This window comes from Stenotrophomonas sp. PS02300, from assembly GCF_029959395.1.
Classification (GTDB): domain Bacteria; phylum Pseudomonadota; class Gammaproteobacteria; order Xanthomonadales; family Xanthomonadaceae; genus Stenotrophomonas; species Stenotrophomonas maltophilia_AD.
The window spans coordinates 61,395-82,070 of record NZ_JASCOP010000003.1 but is presented as its reverse complement, the minus strand read 5'-3'; the positions used below and the strand labels follow the sequence as shown (position 1 = coordinate 82,070).

Sequence of the window (20,676 nt, the reverse complement as noted above, 5' to 3'; positions counted from 1 at the left end):
CGGCTGCCTCCGCGGCCGTCTGAAGGCCAAACCCCTCCGTTGAAGCCCACTGGTTAAGAAGCCTTAAAGATGCCGGTGTCATGGGCTCATCTCCTCCTTCCAGGAAAGCTCGCATCGTCAGGCGGCATCGGTAAATTCCACGCGAAGGCCACTCAGCGCATCCCCGGGGCCGATAGGCCTCCGCCCAAGCGCCACATCAACTGCGCAGGGAAGCTGGCGCGGTGAGAGGTGGCTCAAGGCAGTCCAAGCATCGTGAGACCGCGTGAGGAAGCGTGAAGAAGTGTGAGGCACCGGTCTTTAATCAGACGTCGGGCACATGGGGAACTGATCAATGCTGAGCTGAGCTCTCGCCGCCGCTCGCCTTAGCTACGGCTTTCGGAGGTTGACTAGGCTGCGTGGAGAGCAACCAGGACAAGCATCCGCCCTGCTCGGCTGTCGGCGCCACTCGATGCCCGCAACGGGCTTGGGTTTCGACCTCGTCTAGAAACGCAGAGGCGGCGGCGAACCCGGTAACCGAAGAGTCCACCTGCTTGGCGGCATCAGAGAACGCCGAGGGTGTGAGAGAAGTCCCTTCGCAGACAAGGCAGACGAGCTGCCTCTTTCCCAGCTCAGTTAGCCCGTGCTTGGGAGGCTTTGCCACCATCACCCAAACGTAGCCTTCGGCGATAAGAGCCGCCGTTCTATCTGGAGCTGGATGAAAACCCTGCGCCACCATGCAGAGATCTGCCAGCAGGCAAAGCTGATGCTCTGAAGGGGACGAAGGATGCCGCTCACTCATCGCATCAATCTGCCACCGGCTCTGGCGAAGATCAATACGCTGGCGAAAGCTGGCTCATGGACAGCTGCCGGAAAAGTGCTGGAGACCATTTAAGACAATGTGCCATGGAAGACGAATGGTGGGGGAATGAGCACGCTAACCTCCGCTCCTAGAGCCGTATAGCGAGAATCGTCTTAAGTGACACTACGGTCGCCGTGCTAGCGTCCTCCAACAACCGCAGCGCCCGGGCCTTGTTTGAGCCCATGCCGGCAACCGCTTCCCTGACAACGATGGTGTCGTATTCCCTGGCATTGCTGTCATGGCAAGTGGCCGTAATGCAGGACTCGGCCGCCATGCCTGCGATCACGAGTTGATTGCAGCCGAGCTTGGCTAATAGAATTGAAAGTGGCGTAGCCAAGAAGGCTGAGTGCTTCGGCTTGAGAACGAAATAGTCTCCTGGCGACGGCACAAGAATCCGTGCGATTGTTGCAGGCGTGCCCTCGCATCGGAGGCACACCTGAACAAGTTCTTTGAAATCCAGCTGCCAATCGGCGAAATTGTCGTTGGCGTAGATCACCGGTCGGCCGGAGACCTGGAAATGTTCCCGCAGCTGTGCGATCGCTTTCGCCGCAGCAATTGCGCTGGCCTCAAGCGCCTCCGCCTGAGGGAAGTCGAACTTGCTGAACATATCTACGATGAGTAAGGCGGAGGCTGCTTTGGCCATGGCGGGACCCTTCGCGGTCAATCCCCGGTTTGGCTGTGGGGTGCAGCCAGCGCCTTGGACTGCGGCGAATCCTTCTGGCGAAGGAAGATCGTGAGCACGACCAACGAGAGAACCGCCAAGAATTCGCTCTGCCAGTTCTGGAAGGACTCAAACCAAAAACTACTGCTGAAGAGGTGCTCGAGGACCGTCGGCGCAGGGATGCCTCTGGAAACGCTCTCATCTACCTCACTGCGCCAGCTGCCGGCAAGGTGCAGGGAAAAGCTCACGACGAAGAGCGCGGTGAACGCGATGGCCAAGGAATGTCCATACAGCATCTTCCAGATGCCCCCCTTTCGAACGGGCCAAGGCGTCTGACCCTCCTCAATGCGGGCTTGCTCCTCGTCTTCTGGCATTGGCCGAGACTCGGCCGAACCCCTCTGTCGCAGCGAAACCGTCAGCAGGACATACATCCGCATTTGTAGAAACTCGCTTTCCCAGTTCTCGAAAGTTGCGCTGACGAAATGACCGCTGTGGAGGTAGCTCCATAGATCTAAGATTGGTCGATGGGCTTCCCGAAGTTCATCGTTGTGGGTGAGGAACCCGCTCCAAATCTGCCCCACCAGGGACGCGATCAAAAGCAGGAGCAGAACTATCGACAAGCCATTTCTCTTCCACATGTCTGCTGATCGCCCAGTTCTTGCGGCTTCCACCGTGGATACCGCAGTTAGCCTTGTGCTGCTCTACAAACGGAACGCAAAAATGCGTCACCCTTTCTCACAGGGACTCTGGCCGCAACCTAGAGCTAATCCTCCAACAGCGCTTCCCGAGGTCGCGCAGTCAAGACGATAGAAGCTGGTTCGTGGGGGCCGCGTGAGCGCTCAGCGCCCGGAGGCGAGGGCCGAATCCTCAGTGATTCGCTCCGAGACGTGATTGGTTAACGGGACTTCCCAGTCCTGGGATCCGGCCTCTTTTCAGGGATGGCCAGTCCTTCCAGGCCCCCTTAGCATCCGAGGTGTCACACCTGAATGGGCCTCATCGGCCTCCTGACAAGGTCATTGCGAAGTCCCGGCGGTAAACGCTGAAGTGCCCAAAAGTCGTGATCCGATGTGCCGCCAGCCGCCTTCTGCTGTGCCCCTCATAGTTGCGCGATTCTTCACGTCGTTTTGCGTGGACAAACGCGCATGCTTGCGTCTCCATTAAACGCTGAGAACGGGACCTCCCATGGCGATCAAAACCGCAGAAGAACTGTTTGTGCACGAGCTTTCTGACATCTACAGCGCTGAGAAGCAGCTCACCAAGTCCCTGCCCCGCCTGGCACGCGCCGCGGAGAATCCCGAGTTGGCTGCCGCGTTCGAAACCCACTTGGAAGAAACGCAAGGCCAAATCGAGCGGATTGACCAGGTGGTAGAAGTCCTGGGAATTCGACTCAAGCGCATCAAGTGCGCCGCTATGGAAGGCCTGGTGGAAGAAGGCAAGGAAGTGATCGATTCCATTGAGAAGGGCCCCGTCCGGGACGCCGCACTGATCGGCGGTGCCCAGAAGATCGAGCACTACGAGATCGCCTCCTACGGAACCATTGCAGCGCTGGCCAAGCAGCTCGGTTACAAGGATGCCTTGCCCTACCTCTTGGAGACGCTGCAGGAAGAAAAGTCCACGGACGAAAAGTTGACGTTGCTGGCTGAGCAGAGCGGCAACCAAAAGGCCGTCGCCGGCAAGAAGTGAAATGATGGACGGGCTCTCGGGCCCGCCCTTGATCTGGACAGGAACCATGTGGCGCCGAAACGGGTTATCGATCGTCCTCGTCGTGCTGACCGTGCTGTTCTTGAGCGCGCAAGCGGTGACGGGGTGGAACGTTCACAACGAGGAGCTGGCACAGCACGGCCAAGCCGCGTTGGGATTCGGTGCCTACCTCACCACAGGGCACTTCAGCAGCGCGACCTTCGAGAACTGGGAGAGCGAGTTCCTGCAAATGGAGATGTATGTGCTGCCTACCGTTCGGCTACGCCAGCGTGGCTCGGCGGAGTCCCGCCCGCTTGACGCCGACGAGGAAGATCCCAAACTCGATGCCGGCCCTGCCCCTTGGCCCGTCCGCCGAGGTGGCATCTGGAAGAAAATCTATGGCCACTCTCTGGCCATCGCTTTTTTAAGCTTGTTTGTGACGTCTTTTGCTCTTCACGCCCCCGGCAGCTGGCGGGCGCGGTGCGACGAAGCCCGATTGGATCACTTGCCCGTCCCTGGATTCTTTGAACACCTTTTCAGCAGCGACTTCTGGTTCGAGTCCATGCAGAACTGGCAAAGCGAGTTCTTGGCCGTTCTGGCCCTGGTCGTGTTGACCATTTTCTTGCGTCAGAAAGATTCGCCGCAGTCCAAGGCAGTGGAGGCCCCCCACGCCCAGACGGGGGACTGACATGCAACGCCCGGCCCTGCTCATCATCGATCTCTTCTCCCGTTTCGATTTCCCCGACGGTCAAACACTGGCGCCACTGGCGCTTAAAGCCGCCAAGAAGGTCCAGCAGATCCGAGACGTCTTTGACGAAAAACAGTGGCCAGTGATCTACGCCAACGATAACTTCGGGGATTGGAAGTGTGGCTTCCATCAGCTTGCGGAGGTTTGTCGCCACGAAGAAGGCCCGTCGGGCGACATCGCCAAACTGCTTTTCCCCGGTCCGGATCACTACACGGTGCTCAAGCCAAAGCACTCGGCCTTCCTCGCCACGCCCTTGGCGGTGCTTCTCGCCAAGATCGGCGTCGGCCAGTTGGTGCTCGTCGGCATGGCATTGGACTCTTGCGTTCTTGCCACCGCCATCGACGCAAACTCCCGCGAGTTCTCCACGGTGGTGGTGTCTGATGCGACCGCCTGCGTGCCGGAACGCAGGCAAGCCGCTTTGAAGCTGCTGCGCTTCACAGGGGGCGTAGAGGTTCGCACGGCCCAGGTGTTTTTGCGCCCCCACGAGAGAGGAAAGGGTCATTGACCAACGGGCGCTCTGGCCGGTCTTCTGCAGGCCATCGAGGGACGGAAGTCGATGCCGCTCATGAAGCACTGGCTGACATGTCCCTACCCTTACCGTCATGTCTGCCTCAGCCAAAGAGGGACTCCAGTGATCGAGCAAGCCCGTCTGTCTGCCTTGCACTCATTGAATATCCTGGATTCAGACCCCGAGCCGTTTTTTGATGCGCTCACCCGGGCTGCGCGATCGGCAGCAGAGATGCCCATCGCGCTGATCTCACTGGTGGACGAGGGCCGTCAATGGTTCAAAGCCCAAACCGGGTTGGAGGACGTCCGTGAGACCCAACGTGACATCTCCTTCTGCACGTGGGCGATCCTTTCAGAAGAGATCTTTGAGGTGGAAGACGCTTCCATCGACCCCACGTTCTGCAAAAACCCATTGGTGCTGGGCGCTCCTCACGTCCGGCACTACGTGGGAGCACCGATTCAAGTGACCGGCGGCCATCGGGTCGGCACGTTGTGTCTGTTGAGCCAGACTCCGGGCAAGCTGACGCCCTCCCAGAGGGCAGTTCTTCAGTGCCTGGCAGAAGCCGCTGCCGTGGGGATGGAACAACGGGCACAGCTGCTCGATCGGGTGTCCGACGCAACTCGACTGCACGGCGACCTACAGAAGAGCCAGACGCTGCTGGAACAGACCAACGCCGTGGCCAAGGTGGGTGGCGGGGAGCTCAACGTTGATACCAACGAGCTTGAGTGGACCCAACAGACCCGCCTGATCCATGGGGTGACCTATGCGTCTCCCTCCTTGGAGTCGGCGCTCTCCTTCTACCCAGAATCGGCACAGGGACCCATACAATCCGCCCTCGCCAGCTGCGCCGATCACGGCACCCCGATCGACCTGACGGTGCCGTCCACCAAGGCTGACGGAGAGCGGATATGGGTTCATGTCGTCGGACAGCCTTCAAGACGCCCGTGGCACGCGTCTCATCGGGGCGGTTCAAGACGTCTCGCTTCAGCGCTCCGCCAGCGACGCATTGGCGCTGAGCGAATCGAAATACCGTCGGCTGTTTCAGCACAGTATGGGTTTGATCTGCACGCACACCCTTGAGGGCATTATCACGTCCATCAGCCCGGCCGCCTCCCTTTCACTGGGTCGGGAAGAGCAAGAGCTTATCGGCCAGCCGCTGTCAGCGATCCTTCCGCCGGACAGGCGGACGCAACTCCATGCCTACCTGGCCAAGATCAAAGAAGATCAGAGCGACTCAGGAGTGATGGAACTTGTTGCCTCCGATGGGTCTCAGCGCTTCTGGGCCTACCATAACGTCCTGGATGCGGAGGCGGATCCTCCCTACGTTCTGGGGCACGCCTAGGACATCAACACGCAACACCTGCAAGAGCAACAACTCCAAGAGCTGGCCATCCGGGACCCGTTGACCCGATGCTTCAACCGACGCTATCTCACCGAGCTCGCTCAACGTCAGTTGGACCCTTGGGGCTGCCTGGTGTTCGACCTGGATCACTTCAAGGAGATCAACGACACCCAGGGTCACGCAGAAGGGGACGCTGTGTTGATCAAGTTTGTTGCGTTCCTAGAGTCCAAGCTGCTAGACAACGAGGCCGTCATCCGCCTTGGAGGGGATGAATTTCTGGTCTTCGTTCCCGGCGCGACGGCTGAGCGAATGGACCAGTTGGAAGCCTGTTACCGGGATCCCGCCGATGAAGCGCCAATTCGATTTTCCGGCGGTTGCGCCGTCAGCCGACCTCGTGAGTCGGTGGGCGACACCATCGATCGTGCAGACCTGAAGCTCTACGATCGTCGGAAACAAGAGCGTTCGTGAGCCTCTAGCGATCTGTCACGGAAGCAACCCCAGCAAGGAACGGTGAGCAGCCACGCCTGCCAACGCCCCTTCGCCCACCGCCAAGGCAATGTTCCCGGCAAACCGGGCCGCATCCCCGCACGCAAACACCCCCGCGACGGTGGTCTGCTTGGCCGAATTGGTGGTGATGCATCCTGCATCCTCTGTCTCGCAGCCCATGCGCGTAGCCAAGTCCGACGCCAAGCAGGTCTCAGGGTGAACGAACAAAGCTTCCACGTCCCGCACGCTTCCGCCCGCGAGGTTCAAGATCGCTTTGCCGGTCACACCCGCTAAGGCACTTTCCTCTAACGTCACGCCAATGCCCTTCAGCTCCGCTGAAAGCTCTCGCACGTCGTCCCTCGAGAGCGTCCCGGCATGGAACGCGGTGACAGCGCCCCATTGCGAGAGCGCCTTGACCTGGTCCATTGCCTCCGCTTTGGACGCAATAAGCACGCCGATGTTTGTTCCGCAGATTTCGTAGCCGTGGCAGTAAGGGCAATGGAGGACCGTTTCGCCCCAACGCTCTGCGAGCCCTGGAATGCTGGGCAATCGATCCACCACCCCATGGGCAAGGATCACCCGCCTGGCGTGGTAGTGGTCACCGGATGCGCAGCGTACAGCGAAGCCCACCTCGAGAGAGCCGGTGGCCTCAATGGCCTGATCGGTCGCCGATTGCACTCGGTCGTAAGCGAGGAGCTGCCGACGTCCCAGCTCAAGGATCTGGACCGGGGCCACCCCGTCCCAGCCCAAGCACCCGTGCGCCTTTGCAGCACGCTTGTTGCGCGGCTGACCGTGGTCAATGACCAGCACCGTGCGGCAAGCCCTGGCCAGCTGCAGGGCGGCGGACATGCCCGCATAGCTGCCGCCGACCACCACTGCGTCGAAGGGAGGCAGGTCCTGTGACGTTGTGCTGCTGGGGCTGATCATCGTGCTTTGTTCCACCGTCGATGGAGAAATGATGTTCTGGTGTGCACAGGATTTTATGTATTCGCCTCCGCGCCGGCGTAGGCAGACTCAGAACAACTCAACCTGCGGCGCGGGGTAGATCAGGTCCTGCCCCACCGCCTTCGCCATCGGGCTTAGCGGATGGGGCTTGGGTTCTGCGTTGGATACGATGTGCAACACCTCATGGCCCCGGTGCTTCAAAAGGTCGGAGATCAGGCGACGATGGCAGCGCCACCATGGCGCCTCCGCGCACATCAGCGCGGTTCGATGTGCACCCGCCAGCGCAAGAACCTTCGTTAATCCGCTGGCAAACTCTGCGGAAGCCATGTGGTCTGCATAGCCTTGGAACGCGGCGTTGTCCCATGCCCCGTTGGGAGAATTGGGCTGCGCCCGTCGCCGGCCACCAAGTTCGGGAATCCACTCATACATCACACCATGGGCCGGCAACGTGTCTGCCATCTGTTCCGATGCAAACCAAGGGTGGCGCCGAGACCCCGGGAAGCGCCGCACGTCCGCAATGGCCGCTATGCCTTGCGCAGACAGCAGTTGCAAAAAGTCGCTCCAAGGCCGAGTGGAGTGCCCGATGGTCCAGACAGTCAGCGGGTGCGGGATAGACGGATCGGACGGCATGAAGCAATTGAACACCGTTGCGGATAAAGGCCGTGTGGTCACTGCATGGGAGAAGGCTCCAGAGCCTGCCTTAATGACGTCGTTCTGCCGGCGCCTTCATTGAGGAGCCTTGAAGGAGGGTGAGGCTCGCTTGCCCACCATGCAGGTTTGCTGAATCGTGTTGTCCACCCAAGGATCCTTGCGGCGCCGTTTTTCTCAAGCAGGTCCTTGATGGTGAAAGCACCGCACAACTCTGCTTGAAAACTCGCGCCAAGGAAGGCGCTCTGAGAGGAAGCCCGTCGGCCGGCGGGCTTTATTTGAACCTGGTTACGTGAATCTGGTCACGGCTCCCGTGGATTGACGTCCACAGCGCCGGCACCAGGGCCTGCGCCCAGTTCTGCGCCTGTCGCCGGGCGCGCGTCGGGATCAGAGAGGGTTCTGGCAGCCATGGCTTCCAAGGCGACTTGCTCCTTTTCGCTGAGCTCCACGTCGCAGCTTCCATCCCCGCCGTCCAACGCCGCTTGGGCGTCCCGGTCGGTTACACGCTCCCAAAGCTCGCCGCTGTTCCAGCTGCCCTCGACATCGCCCTCGCCTTGCGACATGTCCATGTAGAGGTCGGTGAATGCGGGATCCCCGGGGAGCTTGCCCGGAGGGAAGTTGGGCTGGATGCTGTAAAGCGCCTTTTCAAACGATTTTTGGTGTGCGATTTCACGGGTCATGAGGAAGCGAAGGGCGTCTTTGATGCCCGGGTCATCGGTCACGTTGATGAGCCGTTCGTAGACAATCTTCGCGCGCGCTTCTGCCGCGATGTTCGATCGCAAATCCGCCGTGGGCTCGCCAATGCTGTCGATGTAGGCGGCTGTCCAGGGCACGCCGCTTGAGTTGACCAACGCCGGGCCACCGCCATACAAAATTTGCTCGGTGTGGCTGGCGCTGTTTTGGCCCATCAGACGCATGTCTTCGGCTTCCATCATGCCTTCAGACTGAATGGCCTTAGGGCCGCGGTTGAGCATCGCAATGATCGTGCCGATGATCTCAAGATGGCTGATTTCTTCAGTGGCGATGTCCATCAGGAGATCCTTGCGGCCCGGATCCGCCTCGCCGAGACCCTGCGTGAAATACCGCATCGCTGCGGCCAGTTCGCCCTGCGGACCTCCGAACTGCTCGAGCATCAACGCCGCCAAGGCGGGATTGGATTCTTTGACACGAACCGTATACATCAACTTCTTGTGGTGAAGAAACATTTGCGCGTCTCCTTGGGGCTGGCTATGGCTTGCCTTTATGGAAGAGTCGTCATCTCCTCTGCGGCATGGGTATGGTGCCTGCTCGGGCATCGACGTCCCGTAGAAAACCGTGACGAAAAACCCGCCCTTTTCCACACGCGCTCCTGATCTACGCGTAACTTCTACGCGACTCCGCGCTTCTGTGAGACGTCGGCCGCCCAGAACATCTGAGCGGCATTCGCTAGGGCTGCTCGTGACCGGTTGCGGTCTGGCCATCGGTCACCTATACGCCGACCTGGTCAGCGACGGAGCCGGTTTACTTCAGGGGAGGATCGGTCTGCTGATAGGTCCCCACGAGCTGGCCCTTGCCAATCACATGGCCTTCGGCTGCCTTGAGCACTTCATCGCGGGTCGCCCCAGGCCTAACGTCCAATGGCGCGTCCAGTGCCAAGATCTGGAAATGGTAGTGATGCGGGGGATCCCCCACTGGCGGCTTCGGCCCGTAGTAGCCGATCGAGCCGCGGCTCGTTGCCCCTTGAAGCACGCCCTCGGGATCGGTCAGTCGGGGCTGAGCTTGGAGACCTTCCGGTAGACCCGTCAGGGATCCGGGAATGTTCCAAGCGACCCAGTGGACGAAGGGCTTGATGGGTGAGGCATCGGGATCCTCGGAGACCACCACGTAGGTCACCGCCTTTGGGACGGGGTTCCACGTCAGCTGGGAAGATACGCCTTCGTGATACGCACTGAACCGCTTGGGCATGGGTTGACCATCTTGGAAAGCCGGGGACTGCACCGCAATGGACGCTGTTTCGGGGGTGCGCTCCAAGGCCAACGGGACACCCGTCCCGGCGGTGACCTGCCGCTCAAGGGACTGAGAAGGAATCGCGGTGGGCTGCGCTGCAGCAGGGGTGCCGCCGCTGTAGCTCACCCGATAGAGCGTGCCATTGGCATCATCGCCCACCAACAAGGCTCCGCCACGTGTGATGGCCAGCCCCACCGGCCGGGCCACGTGCTTCTGGCCCCCATCGACCAGGAAACCAGTCAAGAACGGCTCAAAGGCGGCGGGCTGCCCGTTGCGGAAGCGGACCCGAACCACCTCGTAACCAGAAGCGGGCTTTCGATTCCATGAGCCACGCATGGTGACGAACGCATCGCCCCGGTATTCCGCCGGGAACTGGCTGCCCGTGTAGAACACCATTTGCATCGGGGCAGCATGAGCGGTATAGCCCAGCGTCATGGGCTCGCTCATCTGAGCCCACTGCGCCTTCGTGATTTCCCCCGGCGGGGTGCTCTGCGGATTTTGTCCGTCCTTCCCCCAGATATGCGGCCAGCCATACTGCTTGCCTTTGACGATGTGGTTCAGTTCCTCCGGCTGGACGTCATCGCCCAGGAAGTCGATGCCGTGATCCATGCCCCACAACTCACCAGATTTCGGGTCCCACGCGAAGCCGATCGTGTTTCGCAGCCCACTGGCAAAGATCGTCCTGCTTTTGCCATCCGGCGTTGACCGCAACAAGGCGGCATGCTCCGGGTTGGTCTCGTTGCATGCGTTACAGGACGAGCCCACGCTGATGTAGAGCATGCCGTCTGGGCCGAACGCCATCGTCCGGTTGGGATGCTGTCCGCCGTCCGGTAAATCGTTGATGATTCGCTCCACGGCACCCAGGGAACCGTCTGCATTGATGGGCGCTCGAAAGACCTCGGTTGGGGTAGCCATGTAGAGCTGTCCACCTCCGATTGCCAACCCGTGGACGTTGGGTCGGTGGGTTACCGCCCTAGGCGCCTCGTCCAAGGCTCCGTTTTCGTTGGCGTCCTTCAAGAGCAACACGTCGCCTTGCTCCCGACGGGAGACATAAATGTCGCCGTTTGGAGCAACGGCGATGATCCGAATATTCTTCAGGTCCTTGGCGAAGGCCTTGACCTCGAATCCCTGCGGCACCTTCAGCACGGCAATGCGCTGGTCAGTAGCGGGGACTTTGTCGGGTTTGAAAGTGTTGACCCGGGCGGGAACGTCCGTCCCATCGCCCTGCTGGGCAAGAACGGGGCCAGTTAAGACGCACAGCAGAGCCGCGGATACGAGGGTCCGTTTCATGGGCGCTAGTCCAAGGATAACCAGGACCTGAATCATCAGGCGGCCCCGATCAACCGCGTGCGAATGCTATGCGAGTGGAGCGTGAGCGGGCTCTTGGTGGGTCCCGCTCCTCGGAGGGAGTTCCGCGGCCACCCGGTTGAGCCCTTGGACGCCGCATTCTGTCGCGGTCACAAGGACTCCGTGACTCGGCGCTCCTCGCCGTCAGCCTGCATACGGCAAATGGGTTCCAAAGCAGGGGCCAAGATCAGTCGTCTTGTGCCCACCGGGCCAGGTTTTGCTGAATCGTGTTGATGTCCCCCCACGGATCTTTTCGGCGCCGCTTCAGCTTTTCGGGCACCTCCTTCATGGTGAAAGCATCCGCACGGGTCAGCTTGGAGAGCTCGCTCCAGGCGATGGGCATGGCCGCGGGCGCGCCGGGCCGACCACGCAGTGAATAGGAGGCCACAGCCGTTGCGCCGCGGCCGTTTCGCAGGTAGTCGACAAAGATGCGCTTGTTGCGAAGGCTCTTGGTCGAGGTCGCCAGGAAGCGGGTCGGCTCCGACTGAGACAAAGCCTCGGCGAACCCCTTGGCAAACCGCTTGGTCAGGTCCCAATCGCACCCGGGGTTCAAGGGCACCACCACGTGCAAGCCTTTCCCTCCCGACACCCGCAAGAACGACTCCAGTTCCAGTTGCTCAAGCAGCTTGCGGATGTCCACGGCGGCCTTTTTGACCTCGGAGAACGGAACATCCGGGCCCGGGTCCAAGTCGAAGACCACGCGATCAGCCCTATCGGGGTCCTCTGCGTGGCTGCCCCAGGGGTGAAACTCCAGCGCGTTGAACTGCACCAGCTCCAGCAGGCTGGCCGCGTCGCGAACCACCAGGTAGTGCGCGTTGACGCCGCTGTCCTCTTTGAGGCGAACCGAGTCCACCAGCTCCAAGCCGGCCGTGTGGTGCTTTTGGAAGAAGCAGGCCTTGGCCGTCCCGCTCGGACAGCGAATGATCGACAACGGACGGCCGATGATCTCGGACAGCAAATGATCCATCACGGTCGTGTAGTAATCCCACACGTCCTGTTTGGTCGCCTTGATGTCCGGAAAGATTACCTTGGTGGGACTGGACAGTTTGGGCGGCGTGCGAGCTTCACCTGCCGACTTGGCCGAGCTCCCCGCTGAAGGTTTTTTGGTCGCCTTCCGGGACGGCTTTAACGGGATAGCGTCCGTGGCCTGGTCCGCTGTAGGCGTCCTGTCTGAGTCGGCCAGGTCGGCCACGTCCTTGTCTCGGCGGACCGCTTTGAGCGAGGGTTGACGCAGCAGTTGTTGCCCACCAATGCCCCGGTAGAACACTTCCACGACAAAGCGCGGCTCAAACCAAGTCGCTGACCGCAGGTCGGTATCCTTGGTGGGCACGTGGGCTGTGGGCGTCTTTCCACCCGCCCGGCCAATCAGCTGGCTCAACTCCTTGATGAGCGTGTCGGAGAAGCCCGATCCCACCCGCCCCACGTAAAGCCACCCGTGTTTGGGATCCGGCTTGGCCAACAACAGCGAGCCAAAGCCGGTGCGGCTTCCCGTGGGGGCGGTGTAGCCCACCACCGCAAACTCATCGCTGGCCAGCTGCTTGGTCTTCTTCCAGTCCTCGCTTCGGCCACCGTGATAGGCCCGATCAGCCCGCTTGGAGATAATCCCTTCGAAGTGGCGGTCGCCCGCCAGTTGGTAGGCCCATTCCCCGTCCCCCTCGATGTGCGAGCTGTAGGCCAAGTGCCCTGGACTCCCTTCCAAGAGCTCTTGCAGGAGCTCCTTGCGCTCCAGCAGGGGCGCATCGGCGATGTCGATTCCGTCGATGTGGAGCAAATCGAACAGGGCGTAAGCCAACGTGCCTTGGCGCTCGCCGGACAACGTGGCCTGGAGGAGGTTGAAGTCCTCCTTGGTGCCACTGCCGGCGATGAGTTCGCCGTCCAATGCGCCTGATTTCAGCCCCAACGCGGCCACAGCGTCCCGGATTTCGGGGAGCTTCGACGTCCACTCCAGCGCATTGCGGGACCATAACCGCACCTGGCCCTCGGCGATCGTGGCCAGAATGCGGTAACCGTCCCACTTGATCTCATGAACCCACTGGTCTCCCTTGGGGGGCATGTCTCCGAGCTTGGCTAGCTGCGGCTCGAACGGGCCTTCGGGCGCTTTGGCTTTCTTGGCTTTGGTCAGCGCCGAGGCTTTCTGGGCCCAGTCCTTGCGCCGTCCTTTCTTGGGCAACGCCACGGCGGTGAGCTTCTTCTTATCGGCCTTCCCCGCGCCCGCACGCTTCAGATCTTCGGCGGGCGGTGCGGTCACATCGCTAAGCAAATCGTCCGCCTCCACGTCGCTTGCGAAGGCATCGTCGTCTTTGAAAAGCAGCCACTTGGGCTGTCTGGCGGGCTTTCCCGACCTCACCAGATGCCATCCACCCTTCAGTTTGGTGCCGAACAGCTCGAACCGAAGGTGCCCCTTGGCAAGCTGGGCTTCCGGGTCGCCCGTTGTCGCCCAAACGCCGTGGTCGAACTGGGCGACGTGCCCGCCGCCGTATTGCCCTTTGGGGATGTCGCCTTCGAAGCCAGCATAGTCCACGGGATGGTCTTCCACCTCTACGGCCATCCGTTTGACCGTCGGATCGTAGCTCGGCCCTTTGGGAACGGCCCAGCTCTTCAGCGCGTCCCCGACCTGGAGCCTGAAGTCGTAGTGCCGGCGGCTGGCGTGGTGTAGCTGGACCACGAAAATCGCCCGTTTCCCCTGCGGCAACGCCTTGCCAGGCTCTGGCTCCTTCGTTTTGTCAAAGCTCCGCTTGCGGCGGTATTCCGTAAGCGACATGCCCTTCCCCGATTACTTGCCCAAGTGTTTTCGCACTGCGACCGCCGTGGGACCGACGGCCTTCACCGCCGCCCGCAGTTCGTCGGCGCTGACACCCAGCGCCTTGGTCCAATACTGGAGCTCGTAATCTTCGTTGACGTTGATCCGGTCGCGGTCCGGGCTGCCAGTGTTCTTTTTGTCGTCGGTCATGGTGATCTCCTCCGTTCGTCCTAAATGGTTTGGGCCCAGGCAACTGCCGGCTTCAGGTCACTGCATAGCGGGAGATGGGGTCGCGCTGAACGCTGTTGGCCGAACAGCGACAGGTCCGTAGGCCATCTCGCCTGCAGCAGCAATCACTTCCAATAGGTGAGCTGCGACGGGGCCTCGCGTTTTCCGCACGCCGATGAAGTGGACCCATGAACCATCCACTTCCACGCGTGTTCCAGCAAGCTCTGGGGACCGGCTCACCAGCCCTTGCAGGTTCTGAATCCACATATCGCAGGGGGTCGCGTCCAGCTGGACCACGGTGGTGGCATCCCCCGCGTAGAGATCCGCCATTTCCACTCGGGTCACTCGCGGCGTCGCAGCCAGAAACTGTGGATAAGCGCTCATACGATTCTCCTAACAAGGTTGGAGACGAATATCCGCTTCAGAGAGAGCACGGCGTGTCACCAAGGCGTCAAGGGGACGTCAAACCGCTAGGCAGCTCTAGTCAAGTCGCCATTCATACACGAACGCTCGCATGCGCGACGAAACACACGCCGTCGTGAGCGGTAGTTCCCTAGTATTTTCGGTAGAGCTAAGCTTGCACCCATTACGTGGGAGTCACGGTGAGAAGTGATTGCAACCGATTCCGGGAGCTACAATGTTCAACTCAGCGATGGACGTGACGATTTGGCATGGCCTCTATCTGCTTTGGCTTACTGCAGGGGCCATCGACTTTTGGCTTCACAGAGCCAGCAGCATCGAAACCACGTCGGGGCTAAAAGAATCCGCGCTGCACTTGGTGCAGATCGCGATCCTGGGGGCGGCAACACTGCTATGGCTCTCCTTCCGAGCGTCTCAACCGCTTTTCTTGATCCTTCTGGCGCTGGTGTGCCTGCATGCCATCACAGGCTATTGGGACACGCGCGTGGCCTATCCCACGCGAGCCATTCGCCCCCTGGAGCAGCACGTTCATAGCATCTTGGACTTGGCCCCTTGGATCGCAATCGGCGTCATTTACTGGTCTATGCCTGATACCCACTGCGTTACTGCCCTGGCATTTGACCTGGCTCCCATCGCCTTGTGGTTGTTTGCCATCGTGCCGGCGCTCCTCCTTACGGTGCTTCCCGCCCTCATTGAGTTCCGACGCTGCATTGTCTACCGCGCGCCCTGAGACGCATTGCAAGTCGAGGCCCCGTCGGAGCGTCGTAGCGCATCCGACAGGGCACTGATGACGATCCAGCCGTTACTTCTTGGCTTCGACGCCTGGGGTCGCGTCGCGCACCAGGAACTCCTCGGTCACTTCGGGCAAGTGCGAGGCCAGCCAATCGGCCATTGCTTCTTCCTGGACCAAGATCTCCTCGCATACGCGGGCCGTTTCCGGGTCGCCAGCGGTCTTGGCGGCCGCGATCAGCGCGGTGTAAGACGCGATTTCGAAGTGCTCGAACACGTAGCCGGCCATCGCGCCTTTCACGATCTCATCCGAGGCGGTCATCCCGCCCAGCGCTTGACCGAAGGCGGCCATCTTGCCCATCACGTCTTTGATGGTGGAAGGAGAACCGCCCAGGCGCTTGATGCACCCTTCCAGCAGCTCTCGCTGGCCGATCGTTTCTTGGATGTGCTCTTCGATTCGCGCTTTCAAGACGGGATAGTGCTCGATGCGGGACGCCTGGCCCTTCAGCATGGTCTCCGCCTGCTGCTCCATCGCATGAGCATCGCGGAGCCAATCGAGCAGGTTTTCTTTGGTTTCAGCCATGGTGCAACTCCTCGTTTGGATCAGGGGAAACCGCACCCTATCCAGACAAGCATCGACGAAACGCGATGTAGAAGTGACGGCCGGGCGAATCCGACCCTCAACGCCGGTCAGACAGACGCCGCCGGGTGGAGCTCAGAGATGGCGCGCCGAATGTCCTTGAGTCGGAATGGCTTCTCCATGACCGGGGTTCGTTGGAAACGCTCGGGAAGGGTCCTAGCCCCAAAGCCCGTGGTGAACACAAACGGGATCCCGCGCTCCATCAGCACATCTGCGACGGGGAAGGACTCTTGGCCGTGCAGGTTGACATCCAACATCGCCACGTCGAAGGCTTCGCTTTGCGCTCGCTCCAACGCTTCAGGCAGATACTCCGCCTTCTCCCCCACCGCATAGCCCAGGCTCTTGAGCGACTCTTCCAGCACATACATCAAGCTGGGTTCGTCCTCGACCAGGAAAACGCTCACCGATCCAGTCCCATCTGCCATGCCCTCACCCTCTCGCGCCCGTCGTTTATCCATGCAAGGCCAGTGTGAAGGACTGCCCGCATGGTTGTGTAAAGGCCAGGTCAAACTGAGCACCGAGACACCTTTTTACGGTTTCTTTACAAGCCATGTTTTAGGGTCACGCGATCCCGGGGAGGATGGACGTGACAGAGTTGCAGCACCCCAAAGATGTCTTGAATGACGAATCCAGGCAGTTCGCTCTACTGGTCAACTCCGTCACCGACTACGCGATTTATATGCTGGACGAGCACGGCGTTATCCGGACTTGGAACCCTGGTGGTCAGCGGATCAAGGGCTACACCGCCGATGACGTGATTGGCACCAACTTCTCTCGCTTCTACTTGCCCGACGATGCTGCGGCGGGCGTGCCGCAGCGCAACCTGCGAACGGCCGCTACCGAAGGCCGTTGTATCGAGGACGGATGGCGGGTTCGGCAAGACGGCTCGCGGTTCTTGGCGAGCGTCGTGATTGATCCCATCTGGGTTGATGGCGTACTGGTTGGATACGCCAAAGTGATCCGAGACATCACCGAGCGCCACGACGCTCAAGAACGCTTGCAGCAGGTTCAACACAGCCTTCTACAGGCGCAGAAGATGGAAGCGATTGGCAAGTTGACTCTCGGTCTGGCCCATGACTTCAACAACCTTCTGACCATCATCGTCAACTGCCTCGACCTCATCAGCGTCCGCGTGAAGGACGGGCCCGCTGCCAAGCTGATCGAGACGGCCCTTCGCGCGGCCGAACGGGGCGCCCTCCTTTCCAGACAACTGCTGACATTTGGCCGAGGACAGAAGCTGTCCCCCGAATCGTTGGATGTCACCGCCGCCCTGCGCGAGTCGAGAGAGCTCCTGCAACGATCTGCGGGTGACACAGTCAACGTGGTTTTCAATCTCGATGACGATCTTCCGCTGGTGTTCGTCGACAAGGCCCAGCTGGAGGCGGCAGTGCTCAACTTGGTGTGCAACAGCCGCGACGCCATGCCCAACGGCGGCACCATCACCATCACAGCGCGCGCGCAGGATACCCAAGACCCTGCATCGACAAGCCATGCGCCCGAGCCCCACGTCTGCCTGACGGTGGAGGACGATGGCGAGGGCATCCCCCCTGACAAGCAGGCACGGGTTTTCGAGCCCTTCTTTACGACCAAACCGGTAGGACGGGGCAGCGGTCTTGGCCTGAGTCAGGTCTTTGGCTTTACCACGCAATCCGGGGGATTTCCCCAACTGAGCAGCGTTCCGGGCGAAGGCACCCGCATCGTGCTCTGCTTTCCTATCCATGAGCCTTGAAATGCCCATCAACGTATTGTTTGTTGAAGACGAAGACGATCTGCGCACCGTGGTGGTTGAAGCGTTGGCCGATCAAGGATTCGTGGTCACCCCTGCATCAGATGGCGTAGAAGCGATCGCTCATCTTAGGGGTGACACACGATATGCCGTGGTTGTCACCGACGTGAGCATGCCAGGCGGCATATCCGGCTTCGAGGTCGCTGCGGAGGTCGCTCAGACACAGCCCCACGCGCGCGTGTTGGTTGTTTCAGGCCTGCAACGCTCCCAACTCGCGCCCATTCCTGCGGCCGTGCGCTTTTTGCCAAAACCTTACCGCTTCAAGCAGCTGATCACCGCTATCCACGAACAGCTCTCGTAGCCATCGTCAGGCGCCCATCAAATTTCCGCCGATCACCGTCGGTGTCCCCGACGGAGAGCAAGGATTTGGCCGACCACAGCGGTAACGAGGATCAGGCTATTGGTGACCACAAAGACCGTCGATCCCATCAGGGCGCTGTAAGCGATGAACAACACCGATGCGGTCATTTGCCCGACGAAGAGCCATGTGGACACCGCTTCCACCGACCCTGCCCGGTGTTGCTTGTAGATCTGTCGAGACAACGTGGCAATGAGCACGGCCGTGGCGGCCCATCCGAGTAGGTCTGCCGGCATCGCGGTCATCGCACAAGTGCCTGCGCTGGTGGCAGCGCAGCAGGGGTTCCCAAAACCTCGCGCTCCAAGGCCTGTAAAAAACTACTGAAACCCTGTGGTGCCCTTGATGAGCGTCGGGCGCTGGTGAATACCACCGGCCGCGCACGCCAAGCGATGCTTGCTCGCGAACACTCAAGGGCCCGCACCAGTGCTACATCCTCACCCGTTGCCAACGGCGGGAAGCCGCCGACTTTCTCATAAGCTGCGGCACTGAGGCCCAAGTTGGCGCCGTGGATATGACGGTGCCCATCGCACGACAGCTCGCGGCCGGCAAAGGCTTCACGCACAGCGGGGGGATAGTCGCGCCATTCGGCCACGTCCACCACCCCGCAGAACGCGTCAGCGCCGCATGCTACCTGGTTCCACAGCCAGTCCGCAGGCACGACCGTGTCGGCGTCGGTGCTGGCAATCCAACGTGCGCCCAAATCAAGCGCATAACGGGCCGCCGCCGCACGCGCGACACCTACGCAGCGCGCATCGAGCGCGACTGCCGCTGCACCGTGGAGAGCGCACACGCCGCCTGTGCCGTCGGTGCAGGCATCCAGCGCGACCACGGTTACTACCGGCTCGCCCTCCAAACCTGGATGCACTGCAGCTTCGTTGACCGCCTCAAGGCAGCGACCAATGTCATCGGCTTCGTTGTGCGCCGGCACGATAACCGCGATCACCACATGCCCTCAGGGTGGGCCGCTCTGCTCGGTTTGGGGCTCAAGCCAATCAGTGGCAGATCGACGTCTGGGCCGGTCAGAGCGTGCGCAGGGCCGCGGCAAAGATGACGGTTCATTTGTCAGGGGATAAGGATCACCTTGCGGCAGTCCTCCTCCTTACGGTCGAAGAGTTCGTAGCCGCGGACGGCTTCTTCCAGGGGAAGGCGGTGAGTAATAATCACGCTCGGGTTGAGCGCGCCTTCCCCGATGTAGTCGAGCAACTCGGGCATCAGGCCCTGCACGTGGGTCTGGCCCATCTTGAAGGTCAGGCCCTTGTCGAACGCATCGCCAAGCAGGAAGCCATGCAGGTAACCGGCGTAGACGCCAGGAATGCTCACTGTGCCGCAGCGGCGGGTGGCCGCGATGCACTGGCGGATCGCCACCCCGCTGCTGCCTTCCACCTTCAGCGTGGTCAGTGCTGATTCGAGTGCGCTTCCTTCGGCTTCGAAGCCGACTGCTTCGATGGAGGCATCAACGCCGCGCCCGTTGGTCTGCGTGATGATGTATTCAGCCGGGTCTTCGATCTGACTGAAATCCACTGGGGTTACGCCGTAAGTCTGCGCGGCGAAGGCCAGCCGGTAGGCCAGGTGATCGACCATAAAGATGGTCTCGGCCCCCAGCAAACGGCAGCACGCGGCAGCCATCAGTCCGACCGGGCCGGCGCCGAAAATGGCCACAGTAGACCCCGGTTTGACGCCCGCATTGATCGCGGCCTGGTAGCCCGTAGGCAGGATGTCCGACAGGAACAGCACCTGCTCGTCGGGCAGCGCATCCGGCACGCGCAGCGGGCCCACGTTTGCCTTCGGAACCCTTACGTATTCAGCTTGGCCGCCGGACACCCCGCCGTATAGATGGCTATAGCCGAACAGAGCGGCGGGCGGGCGGATGCCCTTCTGGTTCACCGCCGCGCCCTTCCCGGTATTGGTGGTCTCACAGGCCGCGTGTTCAGCCAACTTGCAGTGGAAACATTCGCCGCAAGCGATGACGAAGGGCACCACCACGCGGTCGCCAGGCCTCAAGTCGGTCACGCCGCTTCCTACCTCCTCCACGACCCCCATGAACTCATGGCCCAGAACGTCACCGGTGTGAAGGTCGGGAATCTTTCCACGGTATAGGTGAAGGTCCGAGCCGCAAATGGCGGTCGCGGTGACGCGCAGGATCAGGTCATCGGGCGCCGCCAAGGTGGGATCCGGGACGGTGTCCACCCGGACGTCTTTGCTGCCGTGGTAGGTCAACGCGCGCATTGGCGGCTCCTCTTAACGTGATCGGTGCACCTAGAGATACCCGTCGCTGCGTCCCCGGTCGGTGACCGGCGTGTAGTGAAAATGTGGATTCCACCAAGACACCGTGCTCATGGTTACAGGCGCAGCATGCACAGGACCCTCAGACCCTGGAGCGACCCGTGAACAAGCTACCTCTCAACCCCGCTGCCGACGTGGCTGACCAAGACAAGGCACACACGCCCGACAAGCTTCGGAACGATGACGCCACCTGGAAGGACAAGGATATGCCGGAGGCGGAGCACGCCGCTAAGCCCGAAGACTACGAGCGGCCGGCGAAGCCATGAGGGGCGCAAGCCGCCGCCCTTTTCCAATTTAGGAGAG

23 protein-coding genes are annotated in these 20,676 nt (G+C 61.0%); 10 read left to right on the top strand and 13 right to left on the bottom strand.

Annotated elements, in window-relative coordinates:
* Window positions 1–926: 926 nt before the first annotated feature.
* Both QMX79_RS01750 and QMX79_RS01745 read right to left on the bottom strand, forming a co-directional pair.
* Window positions 927–1,481, bottom strand: coding sequence for an isochorismatase family cysteine hydrolase (locus tag QMX79_RS01750; RefSeq protein WP_282243737.1), 555 nt, complete (start codon window positions 1,479–1,481; stop codon window positions 927–929).
* Between the two features lie 17 nt (window positions 1,482–1,498).
* Window positions 1,499–2,137, bottom strand: coding sequence for a DUF6766 family protein (locus tag QMX79_RS01745; protein WP_282243735.1), 639 nt, complete (start codon window positions 2,135–2,137; stop codon window positions 1,499–1,501).
* 544 nt (window positions 2,138–2,681) lie between these two features.
* Here QMX79_RS01745 and QMX79_RS01740 point away from each other — a divergent pair.
* From QMX79_RS01740 to QMX79_RS01715, 6 genes are all read left to right on the top strand, one after another.
* The gene (locus QMX79_RS01740) at window positions 2,682–3,182 is read left to right on the top strand and encodes a ferritin-like domain-containing protein (protein ID WP_282243733.1); all 501 of its coding nucleotides are present in this window, start codon (window positions 2,682–2,684) and stop codon (window positions 3,180–3,182) included.
* A 46-nt stretch (window positions 3,183–3,228) separates the two neighbouring features.
* Window positions 3,229–3,867, top strand: coding sequence for a DUF6766 family protein (locus QMX79_RS01735; protein ID WP_282243767.1), 639 nt, complete (start codon window positions 3,229–3,231; stop codon window positions 3,865–3,867).
* 1 nt (window position 3,868) lies between these two features.
* The gene (locus tag QMX79_RS01730) at window positions 3,869–4,432 is read left to right on the top strand and encodes an isochorismatase family cysteine hydrolase (RefSeq protein WP_282243731.1); all 564 of its coding nucleotides are present in this window, start codon (window positions 3,869–3,871) and stop codon (window positions 4,430–4,432) included.
* Window positions 4,433–4,558: 126 nt separating this feature from the next.
* A complete protein-coding gene (locus QMX79_RS01725; protein WP_282243729.1) occupies window positions 4,559–5,515 on the top strand; it encodes a GAF domain-containing protein in 957 nt (318 codons plus the stop codon).
* Window positions 5,487–5,777, top strand: coding sequence for a PAS domain-containing protein (locus QMX79_RS01720; RefSeq protein ID WP_282243728.1), 291 nt, complete (start codon window positions 5,487–5,489; stop codon window positions 5,775–5,777). The genes QMX79_RS01725 and QMX79_RS01720 overlap by 29 nt, the downstream gene beginning before the upstream one ends.
* Before the next feature lie 60 nt (window positions 5,778–5,837).
* Complete coding sequence (locus QMX79_RS01715) at window positions 5,838–6,245, top strand: GGDEF domain-containing protein (RefSeq protein WP_282243726.1); 408 nt, start codon at window positions 5,838–5,840, stop codon at window positions 6,243–6,245.
* Between the two features lie 15 nt (window positions 6,246–6,260).
* Here QMX79_RS01715 and QMX79_RS01710 read toward each other — a convergent pair whose 3' ends face one another.
* From QMX79_RS01710 to QMX79_RS01685, 6 genes are all read right to left on the bottom strand, one after another.
* Complete coding sequence (locus tag QMX79_RS01710; protein WP_282243724.1) at window positions 6,261–7,190, bottom strand: NAD(P)/FAD-dependent oxidoreductase; 930 nt, start codon at window positions 7,188–7,190, stop codon at window positions 6,261–6,263.
* Window positions 7,191–7,277: 87 nt separating this feature from the next.
* Complete coding sequence (locus QMX79_RS01705) at window positions 7,278–7,838, bottom strand: DUF488 domain-containing protein (RefSeq protein WP_282243722.1); 561 nt, start codon at window positions 7,836–7,838, stop codon at window positions 7,278–7,280.
* A gap of 320 nt (window positions 7,839–8,158) precedes the next feature.
* Window positions 8,159–9,061 carry a manganese catalase family protein gene (locus QMX79_RS01700; RefSeq protein ID WP_282243720.1) on the bottom strand — a complete coding sequence of 301 codons (903 nt, stop codon included), beginning with the start codon at window positions 9,059–9,061 and terminating at the stop codon, window positions 8,159–8,161.
* Between the two features lie 295 nt (window positions 9,062–9,356).
* On the bottom strand, window positions 9,357–11,132 hold the full coding sequence (locus tag QMX79_RS01695) for a YbhB/YbcL family Raf kinase inhibitor-like protein (protein ID WP_282243717.1): 1,776 nt from the start codon (window positions 11,130–11,132) through the stop codon (window positions 9,357–9,359).
* A gap of 244 nt (window positions 11,133–11,376) precedes the next feature.
* Window positions 11,377–13,950 (bottom strand): DNA ligase D, encoded by a 2,574-nt coding sequence (gene ligD / locus QMX79_RS01690; protein ID WP_282243714.1) that lies wholly within the window; start codon window positions 13,948–13,950, stop codon window positions 11,377–11,379.
* 12 nt (window positions 13,951–13,962) lie between these two features.
* Window positions 13,963–14,139 carry a DUF3606 domain-containing protein gene (locus QMX79_RS01685; protein ID WP_282243712.1) on the bottom strand — a complete coding sequence of 59 codons (177 nt, stop codon included), beginning with the start codon at window positions 14,137–14,139 and terminating at the stop codon, window positions 13,963–13,965.
* Between the two features lie 655 nt (window positions 14,140–14,794).
* On the opposite strand from QMX79_RS01685, the gene QMX79_RS01680 reads away from it, so the two are divergent.
* Window positions 14,795–15,307 carry a hypothetical protein gene (locus QMX79_RS01680; RefSeq protein WP_282243710.1) on the top strand — a complete coding sequence of 171 codons (513 nt, stop codon included), beginning with the start codon at window positions 14,795–14,797 and terminating at the stop codon, window positions 15,305–15,307.
* Window positions 15,308–15,379: 72 nt separating this feature from the next.
* Here the strand turns inward: QMX79_RS01680 and QMX79_RS01675 are convergent, their stop codons facing one another.
* Both QMX79_RS01675 and QMX79_RS01670 read right to left on the bottom strand, forming a co-directional pair.
* Complete coding sequence (locus QMX79_RS01675; protein WP_210131544.1) at window positions 15,380–15,889, bottom strand: ferritin-like domain-containing protein; 510 nt, start codon at window positions 15,887–15,889, stop codon at window positions 15,380–15,382.
* Between the two features lie 107 nt (window positions 15,890–15,996).
* Window positions 15,997–16,350, bottom strand: coding sequence for a response regulator (locus tag QMX79_RS01670; protein ID WP_210131546.1), 354 nt, complete (start codon window positions 16,348–16,350; stop codon window positions 15,997–15,999).
* A gap of 182 nt (window positions 16,351–16,532) precedes the next feature.
* On the opposite strand from QMX79_RS01670, the gene QMX79_RS01665 reads away from it, so the two are divergent.
* Together QMX79_RS01665 and QMX79_RS01660 are read left to right on the top strand one after the other, a co-directional pair.
* Window positions 16,533–17,675, top strand: coding sequence for a PAS domain-containing sensor histidine kinase (locus tag QMX79_RS01665; RefSeq protein ID WP_282243704.1), 1,143 nt, complete (start codon window positions 16,533–16,535; stop codon window positions 17,673–17,675).
* A complete protein-coding gene (locus tag QMX79_RS01660; RefSeq protein ID WP_282243701.1) occupies window positions 17,665–18,033 on the top strand; it encodes a response regulator in 369 nt (122 codons plus the stop codon). Before QMX79_RS01665 ends, QMX79_RS01660 begins: the two co-directional genes overlap by 11 nt.
* 32 nt (window positions 18,034–18,065) lie before the next feature.
* On the opposite strand, the gene QMX79_RS01655 is transcribed toward QMX79_RS01660, so the two are convergent.
* The 3 genes from QMX79_RS01655 to QMX79_RS01645 form a co-directional block, all read right to left on the bottom strand.
* A complete protein-coding gene (locus QMX79_RS01655) occupies window positions 18,066–18,326 on the bottom strand; it encodes a PQ-loop repeat-containing protein (RefSeq protein WP_282243765.1) in 261 nt (86 codons plus the stop codon).
* A gap of 5 nt (window positions 18,327–18,331) precedes the next feature.
* Entirely contained in the window at window positions 18,332–19,033 is a 702-nt protein-coding gene (locus QMX79_RS01650; protein ID WP_282243700.1) for a glycosyltransferase, read from the bottom strand.
* Between the two features lie 119 nt (window positions 19,034–19,152).
* Window positions 19,153–20,316: a zinc-dependent alcohol dehydrogenase gene (locus QMX79_RS01645; protein ID WP_282243699.1), complete on the bottom strand. Its 1,164-nt coding sequence runs from the start codon at window positions 20,314–20,316 to the stop codon at window positions 19,153–19,155.
* Between the two features lie 158 nt (window positions 20,317–20,474).
* On the opposite strand from QMX79_RS01645, the gene QMX79_RS01640 reads away from it, so the two are divergent.
* Window positions 20,475–20,639: a hypothetical protein gene (locus QMX79_RS01640; RefSeq protein WP_282243698.1), complete on the top strand. Its 165-nt coding sequence runs from the start codon at window positions 20,475–20,477 to the stop codon at window positions 20,637–20,639.
* The last annotated feature ends 37 nt before the right edge of the window (window positions 20,640–20,676 follow it).

Bases quoted from the DNA above. Each gene is read 5' to 3' on its own strand.
- QMX79_RS01750 (WP_282243737.1), bottom strand. From the start codon at position 1,481: ATGGCCAAAGCAGCCTCCGCCTTACTCATCGTAGATATGTTCAGCAAG.
- QMX79_RS01745 (WP_282243735.1), bottom strand. From the start codon at position 2,137: ATGTGGAAGAGAAATGGCTTGTCGATAGTTCTGCTCCTGCTTTTGATC.
- QMX79_RS01740 (WP_282243733.1), top strand. From the start codon at position 2,682: ATGGCGATCAAAACCGCAGAAGAACTGTTTGTGCACGAGCTTTCTGAC.
- QMX79_RS01735 (WP_282243767.1), top strand. From the start codon at position 3,229: ATGTGGCGCCGAAACGGGTTATCGATCGTCCTCGTCGTGCTGACCGTG.
- QMX79_RS01730 (WP_282243731.1), top strand. From the start codon at position 3,869: ATGCAACGCCCGGCCCTGCTCATCATCGATCTCTTCTCCCGTTTCGAT.
- QMX79_RS01720 (WP_282243728.1), top strand. From the start codon at position 5,487: ATGGGTTTGATCTGCACGCACACCCTTGAGGGCATTATCACGTCCATC.
- QMX79_RS01710 (WP_282243724.1), bottom strand. From the start codon at position 7,190: ATGATCAGCCCCAGCAGCACAACGTCACAGGACCTGCCTCCCTTCGAC.
- QMX79_RS01705 (WP_282243722.1), bottom strand. From the start codon at position 7,838: ATGCCGTCCGATCCGTCTATCCCGCACCCGCTGACTGTCTGGACCATC.
- QMX79_RS01700 (WP_282243720.1), bottom strand. From the start codon at position 9,061: ATGTTTCTTCACCACAAGAAGTTGATGTATACGGTTCGTGTCAAAGAA.
- QMX79_RS01695 (WP_282243717.1), bottom strand. From the start codon at position 11,132: ATGAAACGGACCCTCGTATCCGCGGCTCTGCTGTGCGTCTTAACTGGC.
- ligD (WP_282243714.1), bottom strand. From the start codon at position 13,950: ATGTCGCTTACGGAATACCGCCGCAAGCGGAGCTTTGACAAAACGAAG.
- QMX79_RS01685 (WP_282243712.1), bottom strand. From the start codon at position 14,139: ATGACCGACGACAAAAAGAACACTGGCAGCCCGGACCGCGACCGGATC.
- QMX79_RS01680 (WP_282243710.1), top strand. From the start codon at position 14,795: ATGTTCAACTCAGCGATGGACGTGACGATTTGGCATGGCCTCTATCTG.
- QMX79_RS01675 (WP_210131544.1), bottom strand. From the start codon at position 15,889: ATGGCTGAAACCAAAGAAAACCTGCTCGATTGGCTCCGCGATGCTCAT.
- QMX79_RS01660 (WP_282243701.1), top strand. From the start codon at position 17,665: ATGAGCCTTGAAATGCCCATCAACGTATTGTTTGTTGAAGACGAAGAC.
- QMX79_RS01655 (WP_282243765.1), bottom strand. From the start codon at position 18,326: ATGCCGGCAGACCTACTCGGATGGGCCGCCACGGCCGTGCTCATTGCC.
- QMX79_RS01645 (WP_282243699.1), bottom strand. From the start codon at position 20,316: ATGCGCGCGTTGACCTACCACGGCAGCAAAGACGTCCGGGTGGACACC.